19 protein-coding genes are annotated in these 23,263 nt (G+C 34.6%); 7 read left to right on the top strand and 12 right to left on the bottom strand.

Translation table 11 applies throughout. The features are described from left to right. Nucleotides 1-90: 90 nt before the first annotated feature. The 3 genes from ES674_RS03770 to uvrC form a co-directional block, all read right to left on the bottom strand. A complete protein-coding gene (locus ES674_RS03770; RefSeq protein ID WP_148402641.1) occupies nt 91-1,251 on the bottom strand; it encodes a homogentisate 1,2-dioxygenase in 1,161 nt (386 codons plus the stop codon). 271 nt (nt 1,252-1,522) lie between these two features. Next, nucleotides 1,523-3,754, bottom strand: a complete 2,232-nt coding sequence (locus ES674_RS03765; protein WP_170233957.1) for a patatin-like phospholipase family protein — start codon at nt 3,752-3,754, stop codon at nt 1,523-1,525. Then, nucleotides 3,751-5,544, bottom strand: coding sequence for an excinuclease ABC subunit UvrC (gene uvrC / locus ES674_RS03760; protein ID WP_148402640.1), 1,794 nt, complete (start codon nt 5,542-5,544; stop codon nt 3,751-3,753). The genes ES674_RS03765 and uvrC overlap by 4 nt, the downstream gene beginning before the upstream one ends. Nucleotides 5,545-5,678: 134 nt before the next feature. Between uvrC and ES674_RS03755 the strand changes: the two genes are divergently transcribed. Genes ES674_RS03755 through ES674_RS03740 form a run of 4 tightly spaced genes read left to right on the top strand, consistent with a single transcriptional unit; the run spans nt 5,679 to nt 8,530 of the window. After that, nucleotides 5,679-6,098: an ATP-dependent zinc protease family protein gene (locus ES674_RS03755; RefSeq protein ID WP_148402639.1), complete on the top strand. Its 420-nt coding sequence runs from the start codon at nt 5,679-5,681 to the stop codon at nt 6,096-6,098. A 3-nt stretch (nt 6,099-6,101) separates the two neighbouring features. Continuing rightward, nucleotides 6,102-6,977 (top strand): 30S ribosomal protein S6--L-glutamate ligase, encoded by an 876-nt coding sequence (gene rimK / locus ES674_RS03750; RefSeq protein ID WP_148402638.1) that lies wholly within the window; start codon nt 6,102-6,104, stop codon nt 6,975-6,977. A 2-nt stretch (nt 6,978-6,979) separates the two neighbouring features. Then, entirely contained in the window at nt 6,980-7,951 is a 972-nt protein-coding gene (locus ES674_RS03745) for a succinylglutamate desuccinylase/aspartoacylase family protein (protein WP_148402637.1), read from the top strand. A gap of 15 nt (nt 7,952-7,966) precedes the next feature. Beyond that, a complete protein-coding gene (locus ES674_RS03740) occupies nt 7,967-8,530 on the top strand; it encodes a 5-formyltetrahydrofolate cyclo-ligase (RefSeq protein ID WP_148402636.1) in 564 nt (187 codons plus the stop codon). On the opposite strand, the gene ES674_RS03735 is transcribed toward ES674_RS03740, so the two are convergent. The 9 genes from ES674_RS03735 to panC all read right to left on the bottom strand — a co-directional run bounded on the left by ES674_RS03735 (nt 8,531) and on the right by panC (nt 18,709). Continuing rightward, nucleotides 8,531-9,151, bottom strand: coding sequence for a lipoprotein signal peptidase (locus ES674_RS03735; RefSeq protein ID WP_148402635.1), 621 nt, complete (start codon nt 9,149-9,151; stop codon nt 8,531-8,533). A gap of 106 nt (nt 9,152-9,257) precedes the next feature. Continuing rightward, on the bottom strand, nt 9,258-9,881 hold the full coding sequence (locus tag ES674_RS03730) for a DUF4097 family beta strand repeat-containing protein (RefSeq protein ID WP_148402634.1): 624 nt from the start codon (nt 9,879-9,881) through the stop codon (nt 9,258-9,260). Between the two features lie 61 nt (nt 9,882-9,942). After that, nucleotides 9,943-10,326: a TraR/DksA family transcriptional regulator gene (locus tag ES674_RS03725; protein ID WP_148402633.1), complete on the bottom strand. Its 384-nt coding sequence runs from the start codon at nt 10,324-10,326 to the stop codon at nt 9,943-9,945. A gap of 4 nt (nt 10,327-10,330) precedes the next feature. Beyond that, nucleotides 10,331-13,735 (bottom strand): isoleucine--tRNA ligase, encoded by a 3,405-nt coding sequence (gene ileS, locus ES674_RS03720; protein ID WP_148402632.1) that lies wholly within the window; start codon nt 13,733-13,735, stop codon nt 10,331-10,333. A gap of 122 nt (nt 13,736-13,857) precedes the next feature. Then, nucleotides 13,858-15,219, bottom strand: a complete 1,362-nt coding sequence (gene radA, locus ES674_RS03715) for a DNA repair protein RadA (protein ID WP_148402631.1) — start codon at nt 15,217-15,219, stop codon at nt 13,858-13,860. Between the two features lie 65 nt (nt 15,220-15,284). Continuing rightward, the gene (locus ES674_RS03710; protein WP_148402630.1) at nt 15,285-16,433 is read right to left on the bottom strand and encodes an alpha/beta hydrolase; all 1,149 of its coding nucleotides are present in this window, start codon (nt 16,431-16,433) and stop codon (nt 15,285-15,287) included. Nucleotides 16,434-16,516: 83 nt separating this feature from the next. Then, nucleotides 16,517-17,419 carry a lysylphosphatidylglycerol synthase transmembrane domain-containing protein gene (locus tag ES674_RS03705; RefSeq protein WP_394348487.1) on the bottom strand — a complete coding sequence of 301 codons (903 nt, stop codon included), beginning with the start codon at nt 17,417-17,419 and terminating at the stop codon, nt 16,517-16,519. A 78-nt stretch (nt 17,420-17,497) separates the two neighbouring features. Further along, nucleotides 17,498-17,848 (bottom strand): aspartate 1-decarboxylase, encoded by a 351-nt coding sequence (panD, locus tag ES674_RS03700; protein WP_148402628.1) that lies wholly within the window; start codon nt 17,846-17,848, stop codon nt 17,498-17,500. A 12-nt stretch (nt 17,849-17,860) separates the two neighbouring features. Next, nucleotides 17,861-18,709 (bottom strand): pantoate--beta-alanine ligase, encoded by an 849-nt coding sequence (panC, locus tag ES674_RS03695; RefSeq protein ID WP_148402627.1) that lies wholly within the window; start codon nt 18,707-18,709, stop codon nt 17,861-17,863. A 108-nt stretch (nt 18,710-18,817) separates the two neighbouring features. Here panC and ES674_RS03690 point away from each other — a divergent pair, with 108 nt between their 5' ends. Genes ES674_RS03690 through glmS form a run of 3 tightly spaced genes read left to right on the top strand, consistent with a single transcriptional unit; the run spans nt 18,818 to nt 23,136 of the window. Continuing rightward, nucleotides 18,818-19,627: a glycogen/starch synthase gene (locus tag ES674_RS03690; RefSeq protein ID WP_148402626.1), complete on the top strand. Its 810-nt coding sequence runs from the start codon at nt 18,818-18,820 to the stop codon at nt 19,625-19,627. Nucleotides 19,628-19,651: 24 nt separating this feature from the next. Next, nucleotides 19,652-21,283 carry a DUF4270 domain-containing protein gene (locus ES674_RS03685; protein WP_148402625.1) on the top strand — a complete coding sequence of 544 codons (1,632 nt, stop codon included), beginning with the start codon at nt 19,652-19,654 and terminating at the stop codon, nt 21,281-21,283. Nucleotides 21,284-21,288: 5 nt separating this feature from the next. Further along, nucleotides 21,289-23,136, top strand: coding sequence for a glutamine--fructose-6-phosphate transaminase (isomerizing) (glmS, locus tag ES674_RS03680; RefSeq protein WP_148402624.1), 1,848 nt, complete (start codon nt 21,289-21,291; stop codon nt 23,134-23,136). Nucleotides 23,137-23,263: the final 127 nt, after the last annotated feature.

The raw sequence follows: 23,263 nt of genomic DNA, 5'->3' as shown, positions 1-23,263 counted from the left end.
TATTATTTTTTTTTAGCCCTGACTGAAGCAGCATCCTTTTTCGAGGTACGAGAAAAAGAAATAGCAAAAAGCAGGATTAGCTTCTAATAATTAGTGTTCCAACCAGGATTTATAATAATCCTCATCGGCAATTTTCATGGCTTCTTCAGTTATTTGCAACGGCTTAAAAGTATCTACCATGACGGCTAATTCTTCCGTTTTTGTTTTTCCGATACTACGCTCGGCTGCTCCTGGGTGCGGACCGTGTGGAATACCAGCTGGATGCAAGGAAATATGACCTTGTTCTATATCATTTCGACTCATAAAATCGCCATCTACATAATACAGAACCTCATCACTGTCTATATTACTATGGTTGTAAGGCGCCGGAATAGAATCTGGGTGATAATCATAAAGTCGTGGCACAAAGCTACAAACCACAAATGCTGCGGTTTCAAAAGTTTGATGCACTGGTGGCGGTTGATGAATTCGGCCGGTTATAGGTTCAAAATCGTGAATTGAAAAAGCGTATGGATAATTATATCCGTCGTAACCCACTACATCAAAAGGATGTGAAGCGTAAACCATTTCGAAAATATCATCTTGCTTTTTAACTTTTACTAAAAAGTCCCCATTTTCATTATGGGTTTCTAATTCTTGTGGTTGTCTAATATCACGTTCGCAAAAGGGTGAATGTTCTAACAATTGTCCGAAATAGTTTCTATAACGTTTTGGTGTGTATATGGGATGTTTAGATTCTACAATAAAGAGTCGGTTATCTTCCGTATCGAAATCCATTTTATAAATAATGCCTCGAGGTACAACCAGATAATCACCATACTTAAAATCGAGATTACCCAACATAGTCCGCAATTTCCCGGTTCCTTTATGAATAAAGATTAACTCGTCTGAATCAGAATTTTTATAGAAATAATCACGTGTGGATTCTTTTGGAGCGGCTAGAATAATACGACAATCACTATTTATTAAAACTGTTTTCCGACTGTCTAAATAATCATTTTCTGGTTTTACTTGAAAACCTCTAAACCGATAGGATTGGATACTGTTTTCTTTAGCCACTTTAGGCGCCACATTATATTGCCTTCTAATTTCTTTTACTTGCGTTGGACGTTGCTCGTGGTAGGAGTTTGTGGACATACCATCAAAACCGACGGTTCCAAAAAGTTGTTCAGAGTATAAGCTACCATCTGATTTTCTAAACTGTGTGTGACGTTTGGGCGGAATTTTTCCTAATTTATGATAAAATGGCATATTTGTATTTTTTTAAATTGGGCGCTATAGCTAAGCGGAATTGTAAAACAATTGCTTAAGCAACACCATATTATAAACTACATAAAGGTACTAAATTAAATGTGATTTCACCGATAAACCTCGGATTTGAGCATATCACTAAAGGGCATATTACTCTGGATTTCTTTTGATAAGAAATTGAAGATGGGCTAATAAATTTTTCCAAAAATGTGTCATAGCTCCACAAATATCGAAAAAAAATATGACTTTAGTACTGAAATTTTGAAGCGGTTTAAAACCAGAATCCTAAATTAAAAAACCAGATGCTTTTTTTAACCTCGGGTGACCAAGTGTATTTAGCCTCAATAGGTCCAATAAATGTTTCTATAGAATAACCTAGCGCATAACCCGTATAATCCGGTGAGGTAAACCATTCGCCAGAATCGAAAATATCATCATCTACATTGGCTAAATTGGCAGAGGCAACAATATGATGCTTTTTAAAAATTTCATAATCTGCAGTTATCATTCCTTTTACAAAGCTATTTCCTCGAATTGATAAATAGTCATATCCATAAAAGGATGTGAAATTATTAATTAAATTATTACCATAACCACCAAGCACAAAATCCAAATACGGTGATGAATCTTCCCCTATTTTAAAACCACCTTGTGTTGTAATATTTGCTGAAAACTTACCAAAACTCTTGGTGTAACCCATAGTGGCTTTTCCGATGGAAAATTCCGAAAAATTATTATTATAATTAGATGAGTATAAATACAAGTGAAAATCGCCATTAAAGTAAAAACCTTCATTAGGGAAATATTTATTGTCGTAAGTATCTAACTTCAGCCTTCCGTAAACGCTTAAATAGTCGCTATTATCAAAAGTTGTTTCTTTAGTGTTGGCATTGGTTAAAATAGTTTCAGAAGTCACTTTAAAACGTTTATGTTCTGCACCCAGAGTTAGGGCATAATCATTTCCTAATAAGGTTTGGGCGTAAAGCTGGTTTGTAAAGTCTGATACTTCCACATCCAGTTTATTCACGTTCAAATTCATAGAACTTTCGTCCGATAATAAAGCAGCTGCCGGTACATTTTTTTTAAATTGATTGTAGCGCGAGGTAAGACCGACACTCCAATAAAATCCTTTATCAATATAATAGTCAAAATTGTAGCGAATATTATCCCCTAAAACAAAGTCTAAAGATCCCACATCATCATTAAAAAGCAAGCGTTTACGCGTTAAATTTAACAAAACGCCGGTTTTATATAAATCGTCATAATGCAAGCCTACTTTAAAAAAGGTTCGGGTTGGGGTTTCTAAAACCTTAACATCCAAGTCATATTCACGTTCATTTTTGGTAGGACGTAATTGATAAACTACCGAGTTAAAGTTGTTGGTTGCCGCTAAATTATTAACGCCTTCAACAAATGTGGTGTAATCAATATTTTCTTCTGGTTTTAATTTTAATTTACCAAGAACGTAAGAGCGGGTATATTTTTCATTCCCTGAAATATTAATATTATTAATTCGAATGGTATCAATGGATTTAATAGACTCAAGCGGTTTAGGTTTCTTTATTTGTTGATCTACTATTTTTTGTAATTGGTCTGTTTCCTTATTAGCCGCTAAAATCCCATTTTCAATAATTTTTTTCCCATCGCTGAAAGACACCACCGTATAATCTGTAATATCGGGTTTGATATAAATGTCTGTTTTTTCAGCCTTCTGTTTCATATCGTTAATAGTCCGATAATTATTAATTTGAAGAATAATAGCTGTCGCTGAACGCAGCTCATCCCGGCTAGCTAATCCATCCTGAACATCCACACCTATAATAATATCCATGCCTTTGGCCTTAAGCTCATCAATAGGATAATTATTAACAACGCCTCCATCAATTAAAATTTGATTGTCTATAATTACGGGTTGAAATAATGAAGGAAATGCACCACTTGCCACAACCGATTGCGCTAAGCTACCCTTGTCTAAAACCACAGCTTTGCCTGTTTCTACATTGGTAGCAATACAGAAAAATGGAATGGGTAATTTACTAAAATCTTCCACATCACTTACGTGAAGCGTGAGTTTAGATAGGAGACTCAACGTATTTTGACCTCTAGACAAAGCCGAAGGTAATTTCAGTTTAAATTTATCAAATGGCAAAGTTATGGCATAGCGTTCGGCATTATCGCGCTCGTAAAATGTTTTGGCTGCCCGCGGTAAATTATCGCTTATAATTTTATCAAAATCCACACCTCTAAAAATAGTGTCAATTTGATTTCCAGAGTAGCCGGCCGCGTATAGTGATCCAACTATGGCGCCCATACTAGTTCCAGCAATATAATCTATGCGTATGCCCAAACTATCTATAACTTTTAAAACGCCAATATGAGCCAAACCTTTAGCACCACCGCCGCTTAAAACAAGACCAACTTTAACATCCTCTTTGGAATTCTGAACTTGAGAAAAACCAGATATGAAGACAAAAAAACAAAAGATTACTATTAGGTACTTCATATTTTATGATAATAATTATATACTTTACGCGCTCTTGAAACCCCTACAACTTCTTCCAATTCTTTTTTTGTTGCTTCTGAAACGCGCTTAACAGATTTAAAATGTTTTAATAGTTCAACAATAGTTTTTTCACCTATGCCTGGAATGGTTTCCAATTCCGTATTCAACGCTGTTTTACTACGTTTGTTGCGGTGATGCTCAATGCCAAAACGGTGTGCTTCATTTCGCAATTGCTGAATAACTTTTAACGTTTCACTCTTTTTATCTAAATATAAGGGAATTGGATCATCCGGATAGAATAATTCTTCTAAACGTTTCGCAATTCCTATAATAGCAATTTTTCCTCGTAAATTTAAAGCGTCTAAACTTTTGAGTGCGGATGACAATTGTCCCTTGCCGCCATCAATGATTATAAGTTGCGGTAAAGATTGTTCTTCATCTACTAAACGCTTATAGCGTCTATAAACAACTTCTTCCATGGAAGCAAAATCATCTGGACCTTCTACGGTCTTAATATTAAAATGTCTATAATCTTTTTTACTGGGTTTTCCATCTTTAAACACTACACATGCCGCTACAGGGTGCGTTCCTTGAATATTAGAGTTATCAAAACATTCTATATGGCGTGGTTCGTCTTTTAAGCGTAAATCTGTTTTCATTTGCGCCATAATCCGATTAACATGTCGGTCTGGGTCCGTTATTTTAGCTTGCTTAAAGCGTTCCATGCGGTAATATTTCGCATTGCGCAAAGATAGATCTAATATATGCTTTTTATCGCCGAGTTTGGGGATTGTTATTAATAAATCTTCACCTAAATCCACATGAAATGGCGCATAAATTTCTTTGGAATTGGAATGAAAACGTTGACGAATTTCGGTAATAGCCAACTCCAACAATTCCTTGTCAGGCTCATCCAATTTTTTCTTAATTTCCAAAGTATGTGAACGGATTATGGAACCATAAGAAATTTGTAAGAAATTAATATAACCATATTCCTCATCACTCATTATAGAAAACACATCTACATTGCTAATCTTGGGATTTATAATGGTGGATTTGGATTGATAATTCTCCAAAACGCCAATTTTTTCTTTGATTTTTTGAGCCTGTTCAAACTGCATATCTTCTGCTAGTTCTTTCATCTGACTCTTAAATTGAATTAAAGAGCTTTTGAAATTTCCCTTTAGAATTTCCTTTATAGCCACAATTTTTTCCAGATAGGCCGCTTCAGTTTCCAATCCTTCACATGGACCTTGGCAATTTCCTAAATGATATTCTAAACAGACTTTATATTTGCCTGCGCTAATTTTCTCCGGTGATAAATCGAAATTACAAGTTCGTAATGGAAATAAACCTCGAATTAAATCCAGCAAAGTCCAAACTGTTTTCATGCTGGTATAAGGACCAAAATATTCAGAACCATCCTTTATAACGCGTCTTGTAGTAAAAACACGTGGGAATCTTTCGTTTTTAATGCAAATCCAAGGATAGGTTTTATCATCCTTTAACAACACATTATAACGCGGTCTGTATTTTTTAATTAAGTTATTCTCTAATAATAAAGCATCCGTTTCCGTATTTACAACAATGTGTTTTATACTGGCAATTTTTTTTACTAATACCCGCGTTTTACCGCTATCATGGGTTTTCGTAAAATAGGAACTGACGCGTTTTTTTAAATTTTTTGCTTTACCTACATATAAAATCTTACCTTCGCTATCATAATATTGATAAACACCAGGCTCATTTGGTAAGGTTTTTAATTGTATTTCTAAAGCAGTTTTAGGCATATCTTCAAAGGTACCTATTTCTATATTTTTTAAGATACATTCCCTAAATAAAAAGCTGTTAATTTTTATACTTAAATTGTATTAAAAAAAACTACCTTTTCATTACATTGCGTCTCTTTTTTAAAATGTAAATCATGATAAAACAACTTATAGGAAGGGTTGATAAAATAGATTTCCCTAAACTCAATTTATTTGAAATTGACGCTAAAATAGACAGTGGCGCGTACACATCGTCTATTCATTGCTCTAAAATTGTGGAAGAAAACAATACCTTGCGCTGTAAATTTTATAGCAAAGGCCATCCCAATTTTAATGGAAAAGAGGTGATTTTTACGGAATATACGCGAACAAACGTTAAAAGTAGTAACGGTAGTAAAGAAAATAGATTCAAAATAAAATCCGAAGTTATATTCTTTGGTAAAACATATAAGATTAACCTAACTTTAAGCACGCGAGATGATATGCGATTTCCCGTTTTAATTGGCAGACAATTTTTAGCGAAAAAATTTCTAGTTGATGTGGACTTGCAAAATCTATCATTTAATAAAAAATAAAACATGAACATAGTTATCCTATCTAGGAACCCTCATTTATATTCAACTAAACGTTTGGTTGAAGAAGCTAAAGAACGCGGTCATAGCGTTGAAGTTATTGATCCGTTAAAATGCGACATCATTATAGAAAAAGAAAAACCCACCATTTATTATAGAGATCGCTATCTGGATTATGTAGATGCCATTATACCAAGAATTGGTGCGTCTATTACCTTTTACGGTTGTGCGGTTGTAAGACAATTTGAAATGATGGGTGCATTTTCCATCGTTTCTTCGGGTTCTATTTTACGCTCTCGCGACAAACTTAAAAGTCTTCAACTTTTAAGTAAAGCTGGAGTTGGAATGCCTAAAACCGTTTTCACCAACTATTCTCGGGACGCTAAAGAAGTGCTTGCTCACGTAGGTGGTGCTCCAGTAATTATTAAATTATTGGAAGGAACTCAAGGTTTAGGTGTGGTTTTAGCAGAAACTAAAAATGCAGCCGAATCTGTTTTAGAAGCCTTTAATGGTTTGGAAGCTCGAGTTATTGTTCAAGAGTTTATTAGCGAAGCAAAAGGTGCGGATTTACGCGCTTTGGTTGTGGATGGCCAAGTAGTTGGCGCTATGAAACGTCAGGGTAAAGAAGGCGAATTCCGTTCTAATTTACATCGTGGCGGCTCTGCGGATATTATTAAATTAAGTGATGATGAAATTCGCTTGGCTATGGAATCTGCTCGTGCTTTAAAATTACCAGTTTGTGGTGTGGATATGTTACAATCTTCTCGAGGTCCTTTACTATTGGAAGTGAATTCAACGCCAGGATTAGAAGGTATTGAAGGTGCCACTGGAAAAAATATTGCGAAATCTATTATTTCGTTTATTGAGCGAAACAAGAAATAAATATGTCGCAAAAAATCATCACTATTTTAGGACAAACTATTGAGCCCGGCAAAAGTTACGAGGTAGATTTTGATGTAGCTAAATTACACACAGCCTCGTCTATAAATGTTCCTATTATTATTGAACGCTCTAAAAAACCAGGACCTACGGTTCTGTTTACAGCGGGAATTCATGGTGATGAAGTTAACGGCGTTGAAATTGTGCGACAACTTATTGCAAAAGGTATCAACAAACCCAAATGCGGAACGACCATTTGTATTCCTGTTATTAATATTTTCGGTTTTATAAATTTAAGTCGGGAATTTCCTGACGGGCGCGATCTAAATCGAGTTTTTCCAGGTTTAAAAAACGGATCTTTAGCCAGTCGTGTTGCCTATAAATTGGTGAATGATGTAATGAAGGAAGCGGACTATGTGCTAGATTTTCACACCGGTGGTGCTGGACGTTTTAATGCGCCACAAGTTCGCATCGCCCAAGGCAGTACCAGACTTAACGAATTAGCCAGAATATTTGGCGCTCCTTTTGTTTTATACTCTAAAAATTTAAAGAAATCATTTAGAATTACAGCCTATAAAGCGGGTATTACCATGTTGTTATTTGAGGGTGGAAAATCCCATCATATTGATGTGAACATTACTAATACCGGTGTAAATGGCGCCAAACGTGTTATGCATAGTTTGGGTATGTTAGGTTCCAAATTTAAGGTGAGTAAACCTAAAAAAGAATCCGTATTTATTACAGCTAGTAAATGGCAACGCGCTAACTTCTCTGGTATGTTTAAGGCTTCCGTAGAAGTTGGTACCAAAGTTAAAAAAGATGATATTCTTGGTAATATTACAGATCCTTATGGCAAGTTTAACCACTTTGTTCGTGCCACTAGTACAGGTTATATTATTAATGCGAATGAATCTCCAATTGTATATCAAGGTGATGCTTTATTCCATATAACATCTCGCGTAAAACCACATTCGTAATTATCTCTTTTTGCTATGAAGAAACAGGAATTACGAAAAATCTACAAGCAAAAACGCCAGACGCTTTCAGAAGACATAATAGACGATTTAAGTCTACAAATTGCCAATACTCTTTTAGATTTACCGATTTGGGACTTTTCATACTACCATATATTTCTCTCGATAACCGAGCATAAAGAAATTAATACAGATTATATTTTAAGTATTCTATCCGGAAAGGATAAACACATTATTGTTTCAAAAAGTGATTTTGAAACCCGAAATATGATCCATTTTTTATTAACCGATGCAACTGTTATTAAGAAAAACACATACAACATTCCAGAACCGGTTGATGGGATTCCAATAGATAATAGCTTAATAGAAGTGGTGTTTATTCCGCTTTTAGCTTTTGACGAAAAAGGACATCGCGTTGGCTATGGCAAAGGCTTTTATGATACTTTTTTAAGTAAATGTAAACCCGAAACTATTAAAATAGGACTTTCCTTTTTTGAGGCTGAAAAAGAAATAAAAGATATTTTTGAAAATGATGTTGCTTTAGATTATTGCGTGACGCCTAATAAAATCTACGCATTTTGATTAATTATCTGCGAAGGCTTTTTTATTAAAAAAAATCAATAAACCGAATCCAATACTAATTGCCATATCAGCAATATTAAAAACAGGTTCAAAAAAAGTAAAATAGGTACCACCATAAAACGGCAACCAATTTGGCAAGTAGCCTTTCCATAACGGAAAATAGAGCATGTCTACCACTTTTCCATGTAAAAAACCATCATATCCACCCGCAGCTGGCATAAAACTCGCTACTTGACCATAACTATCATCAAATAAAACGCCGTAAAATACAGAGTCAATAATATTTCCTAAAGCACCAGCAAATATAAGTGCTACAGCCCAAATTAGTATTTGCGAATTTTGCTTTTTGGTAGCATCATACAACCAATATCCAATTCCAAAAATAGCAAAAATTCTAAAAAGGGTTAAGGCTATTTTCGCCGTTCTATCCGAAATAAAGCTAACAAAATCGCTGATTTTGGTTCCCCAAGCCATACCATCGTTTTCAATAAAATAAATTTTAAACCAACTAAAAACAGTAACATCATCACCTAAAACAAAGTGGGTTTTTATGTAAATTTTACTTACCTGATCTATCAGTAAAATGAAAATTATAAAAAGAATGGATTTTTTTAAAGTCATAAGATTTTCTACAAAAGCAAAAATAATTTTAATTAATACTTAAAGCATTCATCAATTGAGGATGTTATGCTTTTCAATTTTAAAATAAAGCACAAAAATAACACTATTATCGGGTTTTTTTTACGCTAATATCACCGTTAATAGAATGTAATGAAAGTTGATTTTCGCCAAGCGGTACATTTCCCTTATTTATGACTCCTTTTTTAGTTTGAAGATCTAATCTTCCCGCTTTAGTTTCCAAATTAATATTTCCATTTAAGGTATCAACTTGTAAATTTCCATTAAAATTGGTTCCGGAAAAATAACCATTTAAAAGTTCCGCAGTTAAAAAATTGAAATTCCCAGAAACGAATACGGATGCAATATCACTATTTATAGAAACATTTAAGTTTTCAGGAATTTCTAACGTTAGTTCAATAGATATTTTTTTGTGAGCGGCTAATTTATCATCTGGCTTTATAAATAAAGGTTGATAGGCGCTTCCTAGAAAAAGCGTATCATTTTCTTGTCGTGCTTGCAGTACAATTTGCTCATTGTTTTCGCCTTCAACTTGTAAATCTATCAATATAATTTGACTGGGTGTAGCAGAAACTTTAATCTTAAAAATGGTGTTTCCAGCAATATCAATAGTTTTTATTTTCGACGCATCTATGGTGCGTTGCATCCCTTTCTGTCCAAAAAAAGAAAGAGAAAGCAGTAAAAACAGTATGATTAATGATGGTGTTTTCATATAAAAACAAAAACGCTCCAATACATATTGAAGCGTTTTTTATACGTTAAAATTTTAAATTTTACTGTTGCATGTTTTTAGCTTCAATACTCAAAGTAGCATGAGGCACTAGCATTAAACGCTCTTTTGCAATTAATTTACTGGTAACGCGACAAACACCGTATGTTTTGTTTTCAATACGAATTAACGCGTTCTTCAAATCGCGGATAAATTTCTCTTGACGAATAGCTAATTGCGAATTCGCTTCTTTACTCATTGTTTCGCTACCTTCTTCAAACGCTTTAAATGTTGGCGATGTATCATCAGTTCCATTATTTAAATCGTTCATATAAGCACTTTTAATAAGTTCTAAATCATGCTTTGCTTTATCAATTTTTTCTTGAATAAGCGTTTTGAATTCAGCTAAATCTTTATCTGAATATCTAACATTTACGTCGTCTCCCATATTCTTAATGTTTTTTTATAGATAATTTGGTAGTAATTGCATCAAATGCAATTTCAATACCATCTTTAATTTCTTCTTTAATTTCTAATACTTCTGTAAGCGTTTCTACTTTAATATAAGCTAAATAATTTTCAATTGCATCCACTATATCAGCGTGTTTTTGAATGCTAACAATAATTCTATCTGTTATTTCAAATCCCGAATCTTTACGCAGGTTTTGAATGCGGTTTACGAGCTCACGCGCTATCCCTTCATTACGTAAATCTTCTGAAATGGTAACATCTAAAGCTACCGTTAAGGAACCTTCATTTGCTACTAACCAGCCTTCAATATCTTGCGAAGTAATCTCTACATCAGCGCGTTCTAAAGTAATACTTTTCCCGTTAATGTCGACATCAATCTCACCATTTTGCTCTATTTTTTTTATATGTGCGGCATCAAAGTCTTGAATAGCATTTGCTATCAACTTCATATCCTTTCCAAAGCGTGGCCCAAGCGTTTTAAAGTTTGGTTTTATATGCTTAACTAAAATTTCAGAAGCGTCTTCCAAAATCTCAATTTCCTTAATGTTTACTTCATGTTTAATTAAATCTGCAACAGCTAAAATTTCTTCCTTTTGCGCTTCACTATCCACCGGAATCATGATTTTCTGCAAGGGTTGACGCACTTTAATTTTTTCTTTAGCTCGTAAAGATAAAACCAAGGATGAAATAGTTTGTGCCGCTTCCATTTTTCGTTCTAAAGTTTTGTCCACAAAACGCGCATCAAATATTGGAAATTCAGCTAAATGAACACTTTCAAAAGCTTCCTTTTTAGTCACCGCATTTAAATCCAGATACAATCGGTCCATAAAAAATGGCGCAATTGGTGCTGCCAGTTTTGAAATGGTAATCATACAGGTATAAAGCGTTTGGTAAGCCGAAATTTTATCGGTTTGATAATCGCCTTTCCAAAAACGTCTTCTACTTAAACGCACGTACCAGTTACTCACAAAATCTTGTGTGAAATCGGAAATAGCACGCGCCGCTCTTGTCGGTTCATACTCTTCGTAGAACGCATCCACTTTTTTAATCAGCGTATGTAATTCTGAAAGAATCCAACGGTCTAATTCTGGGCGATTTTCAAAAGGAATTTCAGCTTCCGCATAAGTAAACTTATCTAAATTGGTGTATAAACTGAAGAATGAATAGGTGTTATAAAGCGTTCCGAAGAATTTACGTTTCACCTCTTCTATACCTTCCAAATCGAATTTTAAGTTATCCCAAGGATTCGCATTGGCAATCATATACCAACGAGTGGCATCGGCTCCATAAGTTGATAATGTTTCAAACGGATCTGCAGCATTACCTAAACGCTTGGACATTTTCTGACCGTTTTTGTCTAGAACAAGTCCGTTGGAAACGACGTTTTTATAAGCCACCGAATCAAAAACCATGGTTGCAATAGCGTGAAGTGTGTAAAACCAACCTCTAGTTTGATCGACACCTTCGGCTATAAAATCGGCTGGAAACGATTCGTTATTATCAATTTTCTCTTTATTTTCAAAAGGATAGTGCCATTGCGCATAAGGCATAGAACCAGAATCGAACCAAACATCAATTAAATCCGCTTCACGATTCATAGGTTTTCCTGAAGGTGAAACTAGGATGATTTCATCCACAATATTTTTATGTAAATCAATTTTCGCATAGTTTTCATCGGAGTTATTTCCGATTTCAAAACTTTGGAAGATATCAGACTTCATAAATCCTGCTTCAACGGCGCGTTGCATTTCGCCTTTCAATTCTTCAACAGAACCAATTAAAATTTCTTCTTTTCCATCCTCTGTACGCCAGATTGGCAAAGGAATCCCCCAATAACGAGAGCGTGATAAGTTCCAATCGTTTGCATTGGCTAACCAGTTTCCAAAACGACCTGTTCCTGTCGATTTTGGTTTCCAATTTATGGTTTCATTCAATTCATACATGCGATCCTTAACATCGGTAACTTTAATAAACCAAGAATCTAAAGGATAATATAGAATGGGTTTATCCGTACGCCAGCAGTTTGGATAGCTGTGTTTATATTTTTCAACCTTAAAGGCTTTATTTTCTTCTTTTAATTTAATAGCTAATTCCACATCAATTGAACGTTCTGGCGCTTCACCATCTGCGTAATATTCATTTTTTACGTATTTTCCAGCAAATTCTGCCATCTCTGGTCGAAATTTCCCTTGTAAATTCACCAAAGGCACTAAATTTCCGTTTTCGTCTTTTACCAATAATGGTGGAATTTCTGGTGTGGCTTGTTTAGCCACCAAAGCATCATCTGCACCAAAAGTTGGCGCTGTGTGAACAATTCCCGTACCATCTTCTGTGGTTACGAAATCGCCTGTAATAATTCGGAAAGCATTTTCAGGATTATCATTTGGCAAGGCATATGGCAATAATTGCTCATAAGTAATCCCTACTAAATCGATTCCTTTAAACTCTTTTACTACGAAATAAGGGATTTTTTTATCGCCAGATTTATAATCTAATAATTCAGGTTTTGTTTCAACACGTTTGAATTTACCATCAAATTGATTGTTTACTAATGGTTTTGCCAAAACCACATTAATAGGATCAAATGTGTATTGGTTATAAGTTTCGACTAATACATAATCAATTTTTGGACCGACGGTTAAAGCTGTATTACTTGGTAAGGTCCAAGGTGTGGTTGTCCAAGCTAGAAAGTAAATATCACCTTCATTCTGCAAGAAATCTGGTAATGATTTTTCATTGGCTTTAAACTGTGCAACAACCGTTGTATCAGTTACATCTTGATAGGTTCCTGGTTGGTTTAACTCATGAGAGCTCAAGCCCGTTCCCGCTTTTGGCGAATATGGCTGAATGGTATAACCCTTATAAATTAAGTTTTTATTGTAAATTTCTTTTAATAACCACCAAACGGATTCCATGTATTTCGGATCGTAGGTAACATACGGATTATCCATATCTACCCAGTAGCCCATTTTTTCAGTCAGGTCGTTCCAAACGTCTGTGTACCTCATAACGGCTTTACGACAAGCGGCATTATAATCTTCCACTGAAATGGTTTTACCAATATCTTCTTTGGTAATACCCAATTCTTTTTCAACACCTAATTCAATTGGTAAACCGTGCGTATCCCATCCAGCTTTACGCTTTACTTGATAACCTTTCATCGTTTTATAACGCGGAAAAATATCTTTAATAGCACGCGCTAAAACGTGGTGAACACCAGGCAAACCATTTGCAGAAGGAGGCCCTTCAAAAAATACAAATGGTTCGGCGCCTTCTCGTGACGTCACACTTTTTTCAAATACGTTATGTTCTTTCCAATAATCAAGAATATCAGATGCCACTTTTGGCAAGTCAAGTCCTTTATATTCAGTGAATTTATTACTCATAATTTCATTCATTCGTTTCGACCCGCGAAATTAATGATTTTTAGATAAATACCTGTTGAATTTAAAGTGAAATAGAGAAGAAATTGCCTGAACGCTTATTATTGGTAAGATGCATGGATATTTTATACAATAAACCCAACCAAATCCTCAATTTTTGAAATCAGCTGAATTTTAATCTCTGTGTCTTTTAGTGAAATTTTATTGTATTTGGAAACGAAAATAGTGGAGAATCCAAGTTTTTCTGCTTCTAAAATGCGCTGTTCCACACGTTGAACTGGGCGAATTTCACCAGACAACCCAACTTCGGCAGCAAAACAATAATCTTTTGGTAAAGCTTCATCCTCGTTGGATGATAGAATGGCCGCTACAACAGCTAAATCAATAGCAGGATCATCTACCGTTATTCCACCTGTGATATTTAAAAATACATCTTTAGCGCCTAATCTAAATCCAGCTCGTTTTTCTAAAACAGCCAATAGCATATTTAATCGCTTGGCATTAAAACCCGTGGCGCTACGTTGCGGCGTGCCGTAAACTGCAGTACTTACTAAAGCCTGAACTTCAATCATCAACGGACGCATGCCTTCCAAGGTTGCCGAAATAGCGTTTCCAGATAATTCTTCGTCTTTTTTGGTGATTAATATTTCGGAAGGATTAGAAACTTCACGCAACCCTGACCCTTGCATTTCGTAAATCCCTATTTCATTGGTGGAGCCAAAACGATTTTTATTCGCCCGCAAAATTCGGAAAACATGATTTCGGTCGCCTTCGAATTGCAAAACCGTATCTACCATATGTTCTAGAATTTTAGGTCCCGCAATGTTACCATCTTTGGTAATATGGCCAATTAAAACAACCGGCGTATTGGTTTCTTTTGCAAATTTAATCAGTTCCGTAGTACATTCTTTTATTTGAGAAATACTTCCAGAAGAGGATTCTATATAATCGCTATGCAAGGTTTGAATAGAATCTACCACCACAATATCCGGTTCTAAATCTTCAATTTGCTTAAAAATATTTTGGGTTTTAGTTTCCGTTAAAATGTAACAATTATTACTGCTAGGGTTTATACGTTCCGCACGCATTTTTATTTGCTTCTGACTTTCTTCACCTGAAACATAAAGCGTTTTATATTGTAATTTTAAAGCTATTTGAAGTAATAAGGTGCTTTTTCCAATACCAGGCTCACCGCCTAAAAGAATTAAGGATCCAGGCACAATGCCGCCACCTAAAACCCGATTAAACTCTTGATCATTGGTTTGCATGCGCGCTTCTTGTGAGGCATCAATTTCATTAATTAATAACGGTCTTGAAGCTCTTTTACTGTTGGAAGTTGAAGGCGTTTTCCAATCACTTTTTTCAGGTTTTTGAAGGACTTCTTCTGCAATGGTATTCCACTCTTTACAAGACGTGCATTGCCCTTGCCACTTGCTGTATTGGGCGCCACAATTCTGACAAAAAAATGTTGTTTTTACTTTAGCCATAATACACTTCTAACCTCTAAATATGAGAGGAATTAATTAATTTTTAAACACTTCTACCCTCGTTCTTAATATCCGAAATCTGCCTTAATAGCATCAGCGCGTCGTAACATTTCATCTTTAGTTAAACTGCCAATTTCTTGCAAAACAAAAGCAGTTTGATAGGCTTTCATAGCCTTTTTAGGTTCACCCGTTTCTTCATAAAAACGCGCTAAAAAATAATTCCCTAAAAGTGTGTCTGGATAGAGTTTTCGCGCCACTTTACCCAAGTCTTCAAAATATTGATATTTTTCAGATTTATTAATAGCGGCTTCAATAGCATTGAAATCATTGATAAGAATAGGTTTATCAATATCAAATAAGGTTTTTATCGTCGCATATTTATCCGTTAAATACGTTACTGGCGACCCATCTAATTTTAAAATGGTGTCTGTATATTCTGATTTGCTAATAGGCTGGAATACAAAGAAAATATCTTCCAATGCATTAGGAATAGCGTGTGCAGGAAGTGCATAATGTGTTGCCTTATCAAAAACATCAAATTTGAATAATAAGTTTTTATTATCCACTGCTGAAATACTATTATTTAAAGCTTCTGTTCCTGCTTTTAATTGGGAAATATCGTTTTGTGAAGTAGCTAAATAATAAAATATTTTTTGTTCAACTTTCGGTAACTTTTCAGTTAAATAAGCAGTCATGTCTGGCGCTAAATCTGGGCTAATTACTATATAAGCGTGAAATAAAGGTTGTGATTTTAATAGAAAATAATTTATGAAATTCGCCGTCCGATCGTGACCAACTATGGCTCTGAAATTAACCGTTCGATATGTTTTATTGATATGTGGAATTAATTCCATTCCTAAAAACTCGTAGAATGCTGCGCCCGTTTCAATTGGCAATGAATTTTGTTCCGAGTACATAACATCAGCTGAACGACTATTTACTTGATTCACGCCAACCACTATGCTTTCTGGCATATCTTCCCAATAGGAATAATAATCCACATTTCCTGCAACGACCTCAAACATATAGTCTCCATCTAAAACAACAATTACAGGATAGGATTTATCCGGATTAGTATCATAACCACGTGGTAATTGCACTTTAATTTCTCGTGTTGTTCCTAATTTGGATGACTGTATGGTTTCATAAATAACTTGAGCTTGTAAAATGGAAACACTAAAAAGCAGGATAATTAGAAGGGCTAATTTTTTCATAATAGTAGGGTCGTTTATTTAAGGCAAGTTATGAAAATAAGCCTAAGTTATTTAATCTATTAGAAATAAAATACGAGCAGGTCTTACTCGGAATCGACTGATTTTACCGTTTTATTTCTATTAAAAACAGGTAAATAAAGTAAAGATAAACCACCGAATAAAATAATAAGTGTGGTTTGGGACGTCCAGATTATCCAACCAAAGGCCAAACTTGGCGCTTCAGCAATGCCAAATATAGAAAAGGCTGCATAAATAGCTATAGGGTATGAACCTATACCACCGTTGGTGGCGGCGATACTAAATGTGGCAGATATGAAGCCAATTAAAACAGCACCTAAAGCAATACCACCTAAAGCTTCAACTGAAAAAGTGGTAATGTAAAACATGGCAACATACATGACCCAAATAAACACCGTGTGGAATAAAAAAGCCCACTTTTTCTTCATTTTAAAAATACTGAAAGCACCCTCGGCTAAACCTTTTACAAAGTTTTTAATTTTTAAGCCGAATCCGCTTTTACTTTTTCGAATGTATAGCACAAAAATGGTGAGAAGTAAACAAGCCACTAGAAAATAAATAATGAGATTTCTTGGGTTGAAACGCTCTATAAAAAAGGACGAAATAAAATCGAATTGTAAAATGAGTGTAATGCCTATAATACTTAACAGCATGATTAAATCTGCAAAACGTTCCGCTACAATAGAGCCAAAACCCTTTTCAAAAGGCACGCCTTCATAGGTTGTTAAAATAGAAGCTCGAGCCACTTCACCAGCGCGCGGAATGGTATAATTAATAAGATATGCCGAAAAAACAGCCATAAAACTATTTGCAAATTTCGCTTTATACCCCATAGCTTCCAACTGAAATAACCATCGGTAAGAACGTGATAAGTGACTTAAAAAGCCGCAAAACATACCTAGAGCAATATAGAAATAATTGGCGCTTTTAAAATAGCCCCACAATTCTGAAATGGGCACTTTGGACATAGAATAGCCTATTAAAAAAACTCCCAACAGAATTGGGAGTATAATTTTAAGATATTTTTTTAACGTGCTATTCACTGTTTATTGCAGTAAATTGGTTTCTTCATTAGGAAAAACTAATGCAGGTTTAAAGCTTTTAGCTTCTTCAAAATCCATGGTCGCGTAGGTCATTAAAATTAAAATATCGCCTGGCGATACCTTTCTTGCAGCGGCACCATTTAGCGTAATTTCGCCACTATTTCGCGGTCCTGGAATACAATAGGTTTCTAAACGTTCACCGTTATTGTTATTCACGATTTGTACTTTTTCACCTTGAATAATATTGGCGGCCTCCATTAAGTCTTCATCAATAGTAATACTACCAATGTAGTGAAGTTCGGCACCTGTACATTTTACGCGGTGAATTTTGGATTTTACAACTTGTATTTGCATGTGCAAAGATAATTAATTTAATGCTATATTATCAATCAGTCTTATATCATCTGCATAGACCACAATAAACGCTCTATACGTTTTGGTTTTTGATTTTCGGGATACTGGTTTTAAGGTGTTTTCATCAGCAATTATAAAATATTCTAATTCTAATAAATCCTGATTTCTAAACGCGTTCTCCACCCATTCCGTAACATATTTAGCACTTTTAGTGCCAAACTGCTTTTTAGCAGATTTCAGTGTTTTAAAAATAAAAGGTGCTGCATTTTTATACTCTGGTTTTAGGCGTTCGTTTCGCGAACTTAACGCCAAACCATTAGCTTCTCTAAGAATTGGACAACCATGGATAATTACAGGAATTCCATATTTTTCAACCAACTTTTTTACAATTGCCAATTGTTGAAAATCCTTTTGTCCAAAATACGCATGATCTGGTTTTACTATCTCAAATAAACGTTTGACAATGGTACCAACACCATCAAAATGGCCTTCACGAAAACGGCCTTCCATTTCAAATTCTAAACCGTCAAAACAAAAATGTTCGGCTTTGGTTTGATCACCATACATATCCGAAACTTCGGGAGCATAAATAATCACATTTTTAGAAACGGTTTCTAAAAGTTGGGTATCTCGCTCCAAGGTTCGTGGATAATTTTTTAAATCTGCAGCATTGTCAAACTGGGTTGGATTAACAAAAATGCTAACCACAACATAGTCATTTTGCCGCAGTGCTTCTGCCACTAATGACAGATGTCCTTGGTGTAATGCACCCATGGTTGGCACGAAACCAATTCTAAATTGCTTATCTTTGAGTTCTCGCAAATAGTTTTGAATTTGCTTTTTTTCTGTAAAAATGGTCACCTATTATAATTTTAACGCGTGCAAACTTAATATTTTACAGGCAATCTGCATAAATTTTTGTACTTTTGCGTGTTTTTTATTTTGAATCTTCAAAAGCTATTTAACATTATGAAAGATAAGAGGATATTATATGTATCATCTGAAGTAGTTCCTTATTTACCAGAAACCGAAATTTCGTCTATGTCATTTGAAACACCTAGAATGGTGAATCAATTGGGTGGTCAAATTCGAATCTTCATGCCAAGATACGGTAACATTAACGAACGCAGACACCAATTACACGAAGTTATTAGGCTCTCCGGAATCAATTTAGTTATCAATGATTTGGATATGCCTTTAATTATAAAGGTTGCTTCTATACCAAAAGAGCGTATTCAAGTTTATTTTATTGATAATGATGAATACTTTAAGCGTAAAGCTACGCTAACGGATGAGGATGGAAATTTATTTCCAGATAATGATGAACGCGCCATTTTCTTTGCAAAAGGTGTAATTGAAACGGTTAAAAAATTAAATTGGGCACCAGATATTATACATGTTCATGGCTGGTTAGCTTCTTTATTACCACTTTATTTAAAGGAATATTATAAAGATGAACCTTTATTTAACGAAAGTAAAATAGTGACTTCTGTATACAATCAAAGTTTTGATGGTACGTTAAATGAAGATATGTTTAACAAAATCAAATTTGATAACATAAACGAAGACGCTATTAAAATACTGGAAAAACCAACTTATAATAATATCATGAAAGTTGCCATCAACTATTCTGATGCTTTAATTATAGGTTCTGAAGACCTTCCAGAAGATTTAACAAAACATTTAAAAGATTCTAATAAACCTGTTTTAGATTACAAGCACAAAGATGAGTTTAGTGAGGCCTACGCCGAATTTTACAATACTAAAGTATTAAGCTAAACCAATTGGTGCTAAAATATTACTATGAAAAAAACAATGACGCTTTATAAATCCATAGCCGTAATTGGCTGTTTATTATTCACGGTGGTAGCTTGTGAAAAGGATTTTTCTACTATTGAAAGTGAAATAGAAGGTATTAAAAACTTCACCACAGACGGTAAAGTTTTTCCTGCTGTTATGTATGATAAGAAGTTGCAACCCGTTCAAACCAATAATTTATCATCTAATTTATTAGGTGTTTATTTTGATAATGTTTACGGTAGAACAACTGCTAATATGGTGGTTCAGGCTGTTCCATCTACTTTCGAGTTTAATTTTGGTGAAGACCCACGTGTGGAATCTGTGTACCTAACTATTCCTTATTATTCCCGTGTTGACGGAACAGATACTAATGGAAATACAACCTATGTTTTAGATTCTGTATTTGGTTCTAACCAAGCTATTAAGCTTTCCATTTTTCAAAACACGTATTTTTTACGTGATTTTGACCCGGGAACTGAATTAGTTGAACCACAGAAATTTTATTCCAACGCCAATCAAAGCATAAATTTTGATAATTATTTAGGGGAATCATTAGCTATTAAATCTTCATATTTACCAAGTTCAAATGGTATTCCAATTTTCGAAATTAATGAAGAGACGCAAGATTTAGAAGAGGTGCGTAGAATTCCACCAAGTTTATATGAGCAACTTTTAAATACGAATGAATTTTGGGATAATCTGTTTTTCTTTAATTCTGCTGATCCTGAATCACAACCAGAATTGAGTAATGCCAATAACTTTAAAAACTATTTTAGAGGTTTATATTTTAGAGTTGAAGATTTAGGTGGCCAGGGAAATATGGCGATGATGGACTTTTCTAAAGGAACTATTGTCATTAATTTCAGTTCTAAAACTGGTACTGAAGATGATGCTAGTGGAAACCCTATAGACATTCGTGACAAACGAAAAATGACACTTAATCTTTCTGGAACACGTGTTAATACTATTGAAAATTCTAGTAACGTTACATCTATTATTGATAATGCTACCAATAGCACCGATTTAGTTAATGGTGATAATAATGTATTTCTTAAAGGTGGCGAAGGAAGCTTTGCTGTCATAGATTTATTTTCTGGAACTGTTGAAGATGAATCAGGAAATAATGTGCCAGCTTTAGATTATTTTAAAAGTAAAAAAGGAAAATGGCTAATTAACGAAGCTAATTTAACGGTATATGTCAATCAAAACGAAGTTAATAACTCCGGTCAAGAACCAGAGCGTGTTGTGCTTTATGATTTAAAAAACAACACACCTATCGTAGATTTCTTTTTAGATCCATCAGTTAGCACAACAAACCCTTTAAATTCTAGAGTTAACTATTCTAAAAGGTTGAAGCGTGATAGTAACAATAAAGGATCAAGTTACAAGTTTCGTTTAACCGAACACATTAATAATGTGTTGTTACGAGATTCTACCAATTTACAATTAGGTATTTACGTAACAACTAATATCAATTTAACTGAAAATTCAGGTGTGCTGAATGTTCCAGGCGGCAAATTACCAGTAGGCGCCGTTTTATCACCAAGAGGAACTGTTTTATATGGTAGTAACCCAAGTGTGCCGGAAACAAAAAAAATGAAATTCGAAATTTTTTACACCGAACCTAATAATTAAAAAGTATGTGTGGTATTGTAGGATATATAGGTCATCGTCAGGCTTATCCAATCGTAATTCAAGGTCTTAAACGTTTAGAATATAGAGGCTATGATAGTGCTGGTGTTGCCATTTTTGATGGAACCAACTTAAACGTATGTAAAACAAAAGGTAAAGTGGCCGATTTAGAAAAACGCGTCGCTCAAGATATTAATACAAACGGAACTATTGCCATTGGTCATACACGTTGGGCCACTCATGGTGTTCCAAATGATGTTAATGCGCATCCACATTATTCCAATTCTGGAGATTTGGTTATAATTCACAATGGTATTATTGAGAATTATGATTCACTTCGAAAAGAATTAACAACTAGAGGCTATACTTTTAAGTCAGAAACGGATACCGAAGTTTTAATAAATCTGATTGAAGACGTTAAAATTAAAGAAAACGTAAAGCTAGGAAAAGCGGTTCAAATTGCTTTAAACCAAGTTATTGGTGCTTATGCTATTGCTGTTTTTGACAAAAATAAACCAGACGAAATTGTAATTGCTCGTCTAGGAAGTCCTTTAGCTGTTGGCATTGGCGAGGATGAGTTTTTTATTGCTAGTGATGCTTCACCATTTATTGAATACACCAAAAATGCGGTGTATTTAGAAGATGAAGAAATGGCGATTATCCGTTTAGGAAAATCCATGAAGGTTAGAAAAATCAAAGATGATTCATTAGTGGTTCCTTATATTCAGGAATTACAAATGAATTTAGAGCAGATAGAAAAAGGTGGTTATCCACATTTCATGCTCAAAGAAATATTTGAACAACCAAATGCTATCAGAGATACGTACAGAGGTCGTTTATTAGCCAAAGAAGGCATTATCCGAATGGCCGGAATTAATGATAATATTGAACGTTTCATGAACGCCAATAGAATTATAATTGTTGCCTGTGGAACTTCTTGGCATGCTGGTTTAGTAGCCGAATATATTTTTGAAGATTTAGCACGTATTCCTGTTGAAGTAGAATATGCTTCGGAATTTAGATACAGAAATCCCGTGATTTCAGATAAAGATGTGGTTATTGCTATTTCACAATCTGGTGAAACGGCAGATACTTTAGCCGCTATAAAGTTAGCAAAATCTCATGGTGCTTTTGTTTTTGGCGTTTGTAATGTAGTAGGCTCATCTATTGCTCGCGAAACACATGCCGGCGCTTATACGCATGCAGGACCAGAAATTGGTGTGGCTTCAACCAAAGCATTTACAACACAAATTACTGTGTTAACTTTAATTGCTCTGAAATTAGCGAAACATAAAGGAACTATTTCTAATTCCGATTTCCATTATCACTTGCAAGAATTAGAATTAATCCCAGAGAAAGTAGAAAAAGCCTTACAGTCTGATGCACATATTAAAGAGGTAGCTGCAATTTATAAAAATGCCAAAAACTGTTTGTATTTAGGAAGAGGTTATAATTTCCCTGTTGCTTTGGAGGGTGCATTAAAACTAAAAGAAATTTCCTATATCCACGCAGAAGGTTATCCAGCTGCCGAAATGAAACACGGACCAATTGCTTTAATTGATGAACAAATGCCCATTGTTGTTATTGCAACTAAAAAGGGTCATTATGAAAAAGTAGTTAGTAACATTGAAGAAATTAGAGCTAGGAAAGGTAAAATTATCGGAATTGTAACTGAGGGTGATACGAATGTGAAACAATTAGCGGATCATGTTATTGAAGTTCCAGAAACTTTGGAATCTCTTTCTCCACTTTTAACCACTATTCCACTTCAATTGTTATCATACCATATTGCAGTAATGCTAGGCAGAGATGTAGATCAGCCACGTAACTTGGCCAAGTCTGTAACGGTAGAATAATCAATTTTTCAATGCATTTTTATATTAAGAATTCCATAACGATCTGATCATTATGGAATTCTTTGTTATGCGTGCATAATTTATTATAATTTTTTGTTAAGTTTTGTTATATTTATCTATATTGCTG

Origin of the sequence: Bizionia myxarmorum, assembly GCF_008086205.1 — a bacterium.
GTDB lineage: Bacteria > Bacteroidota > Bacteroidia > Flavobacteriales > Flavobacteriaceae > Algorimicrobium > Algorimicrobium myxarmorum.
Note: the sequence above shows the minus strand (reverse complement) of the source record. Positions and strands in the feature narration are given on the sequence as shown.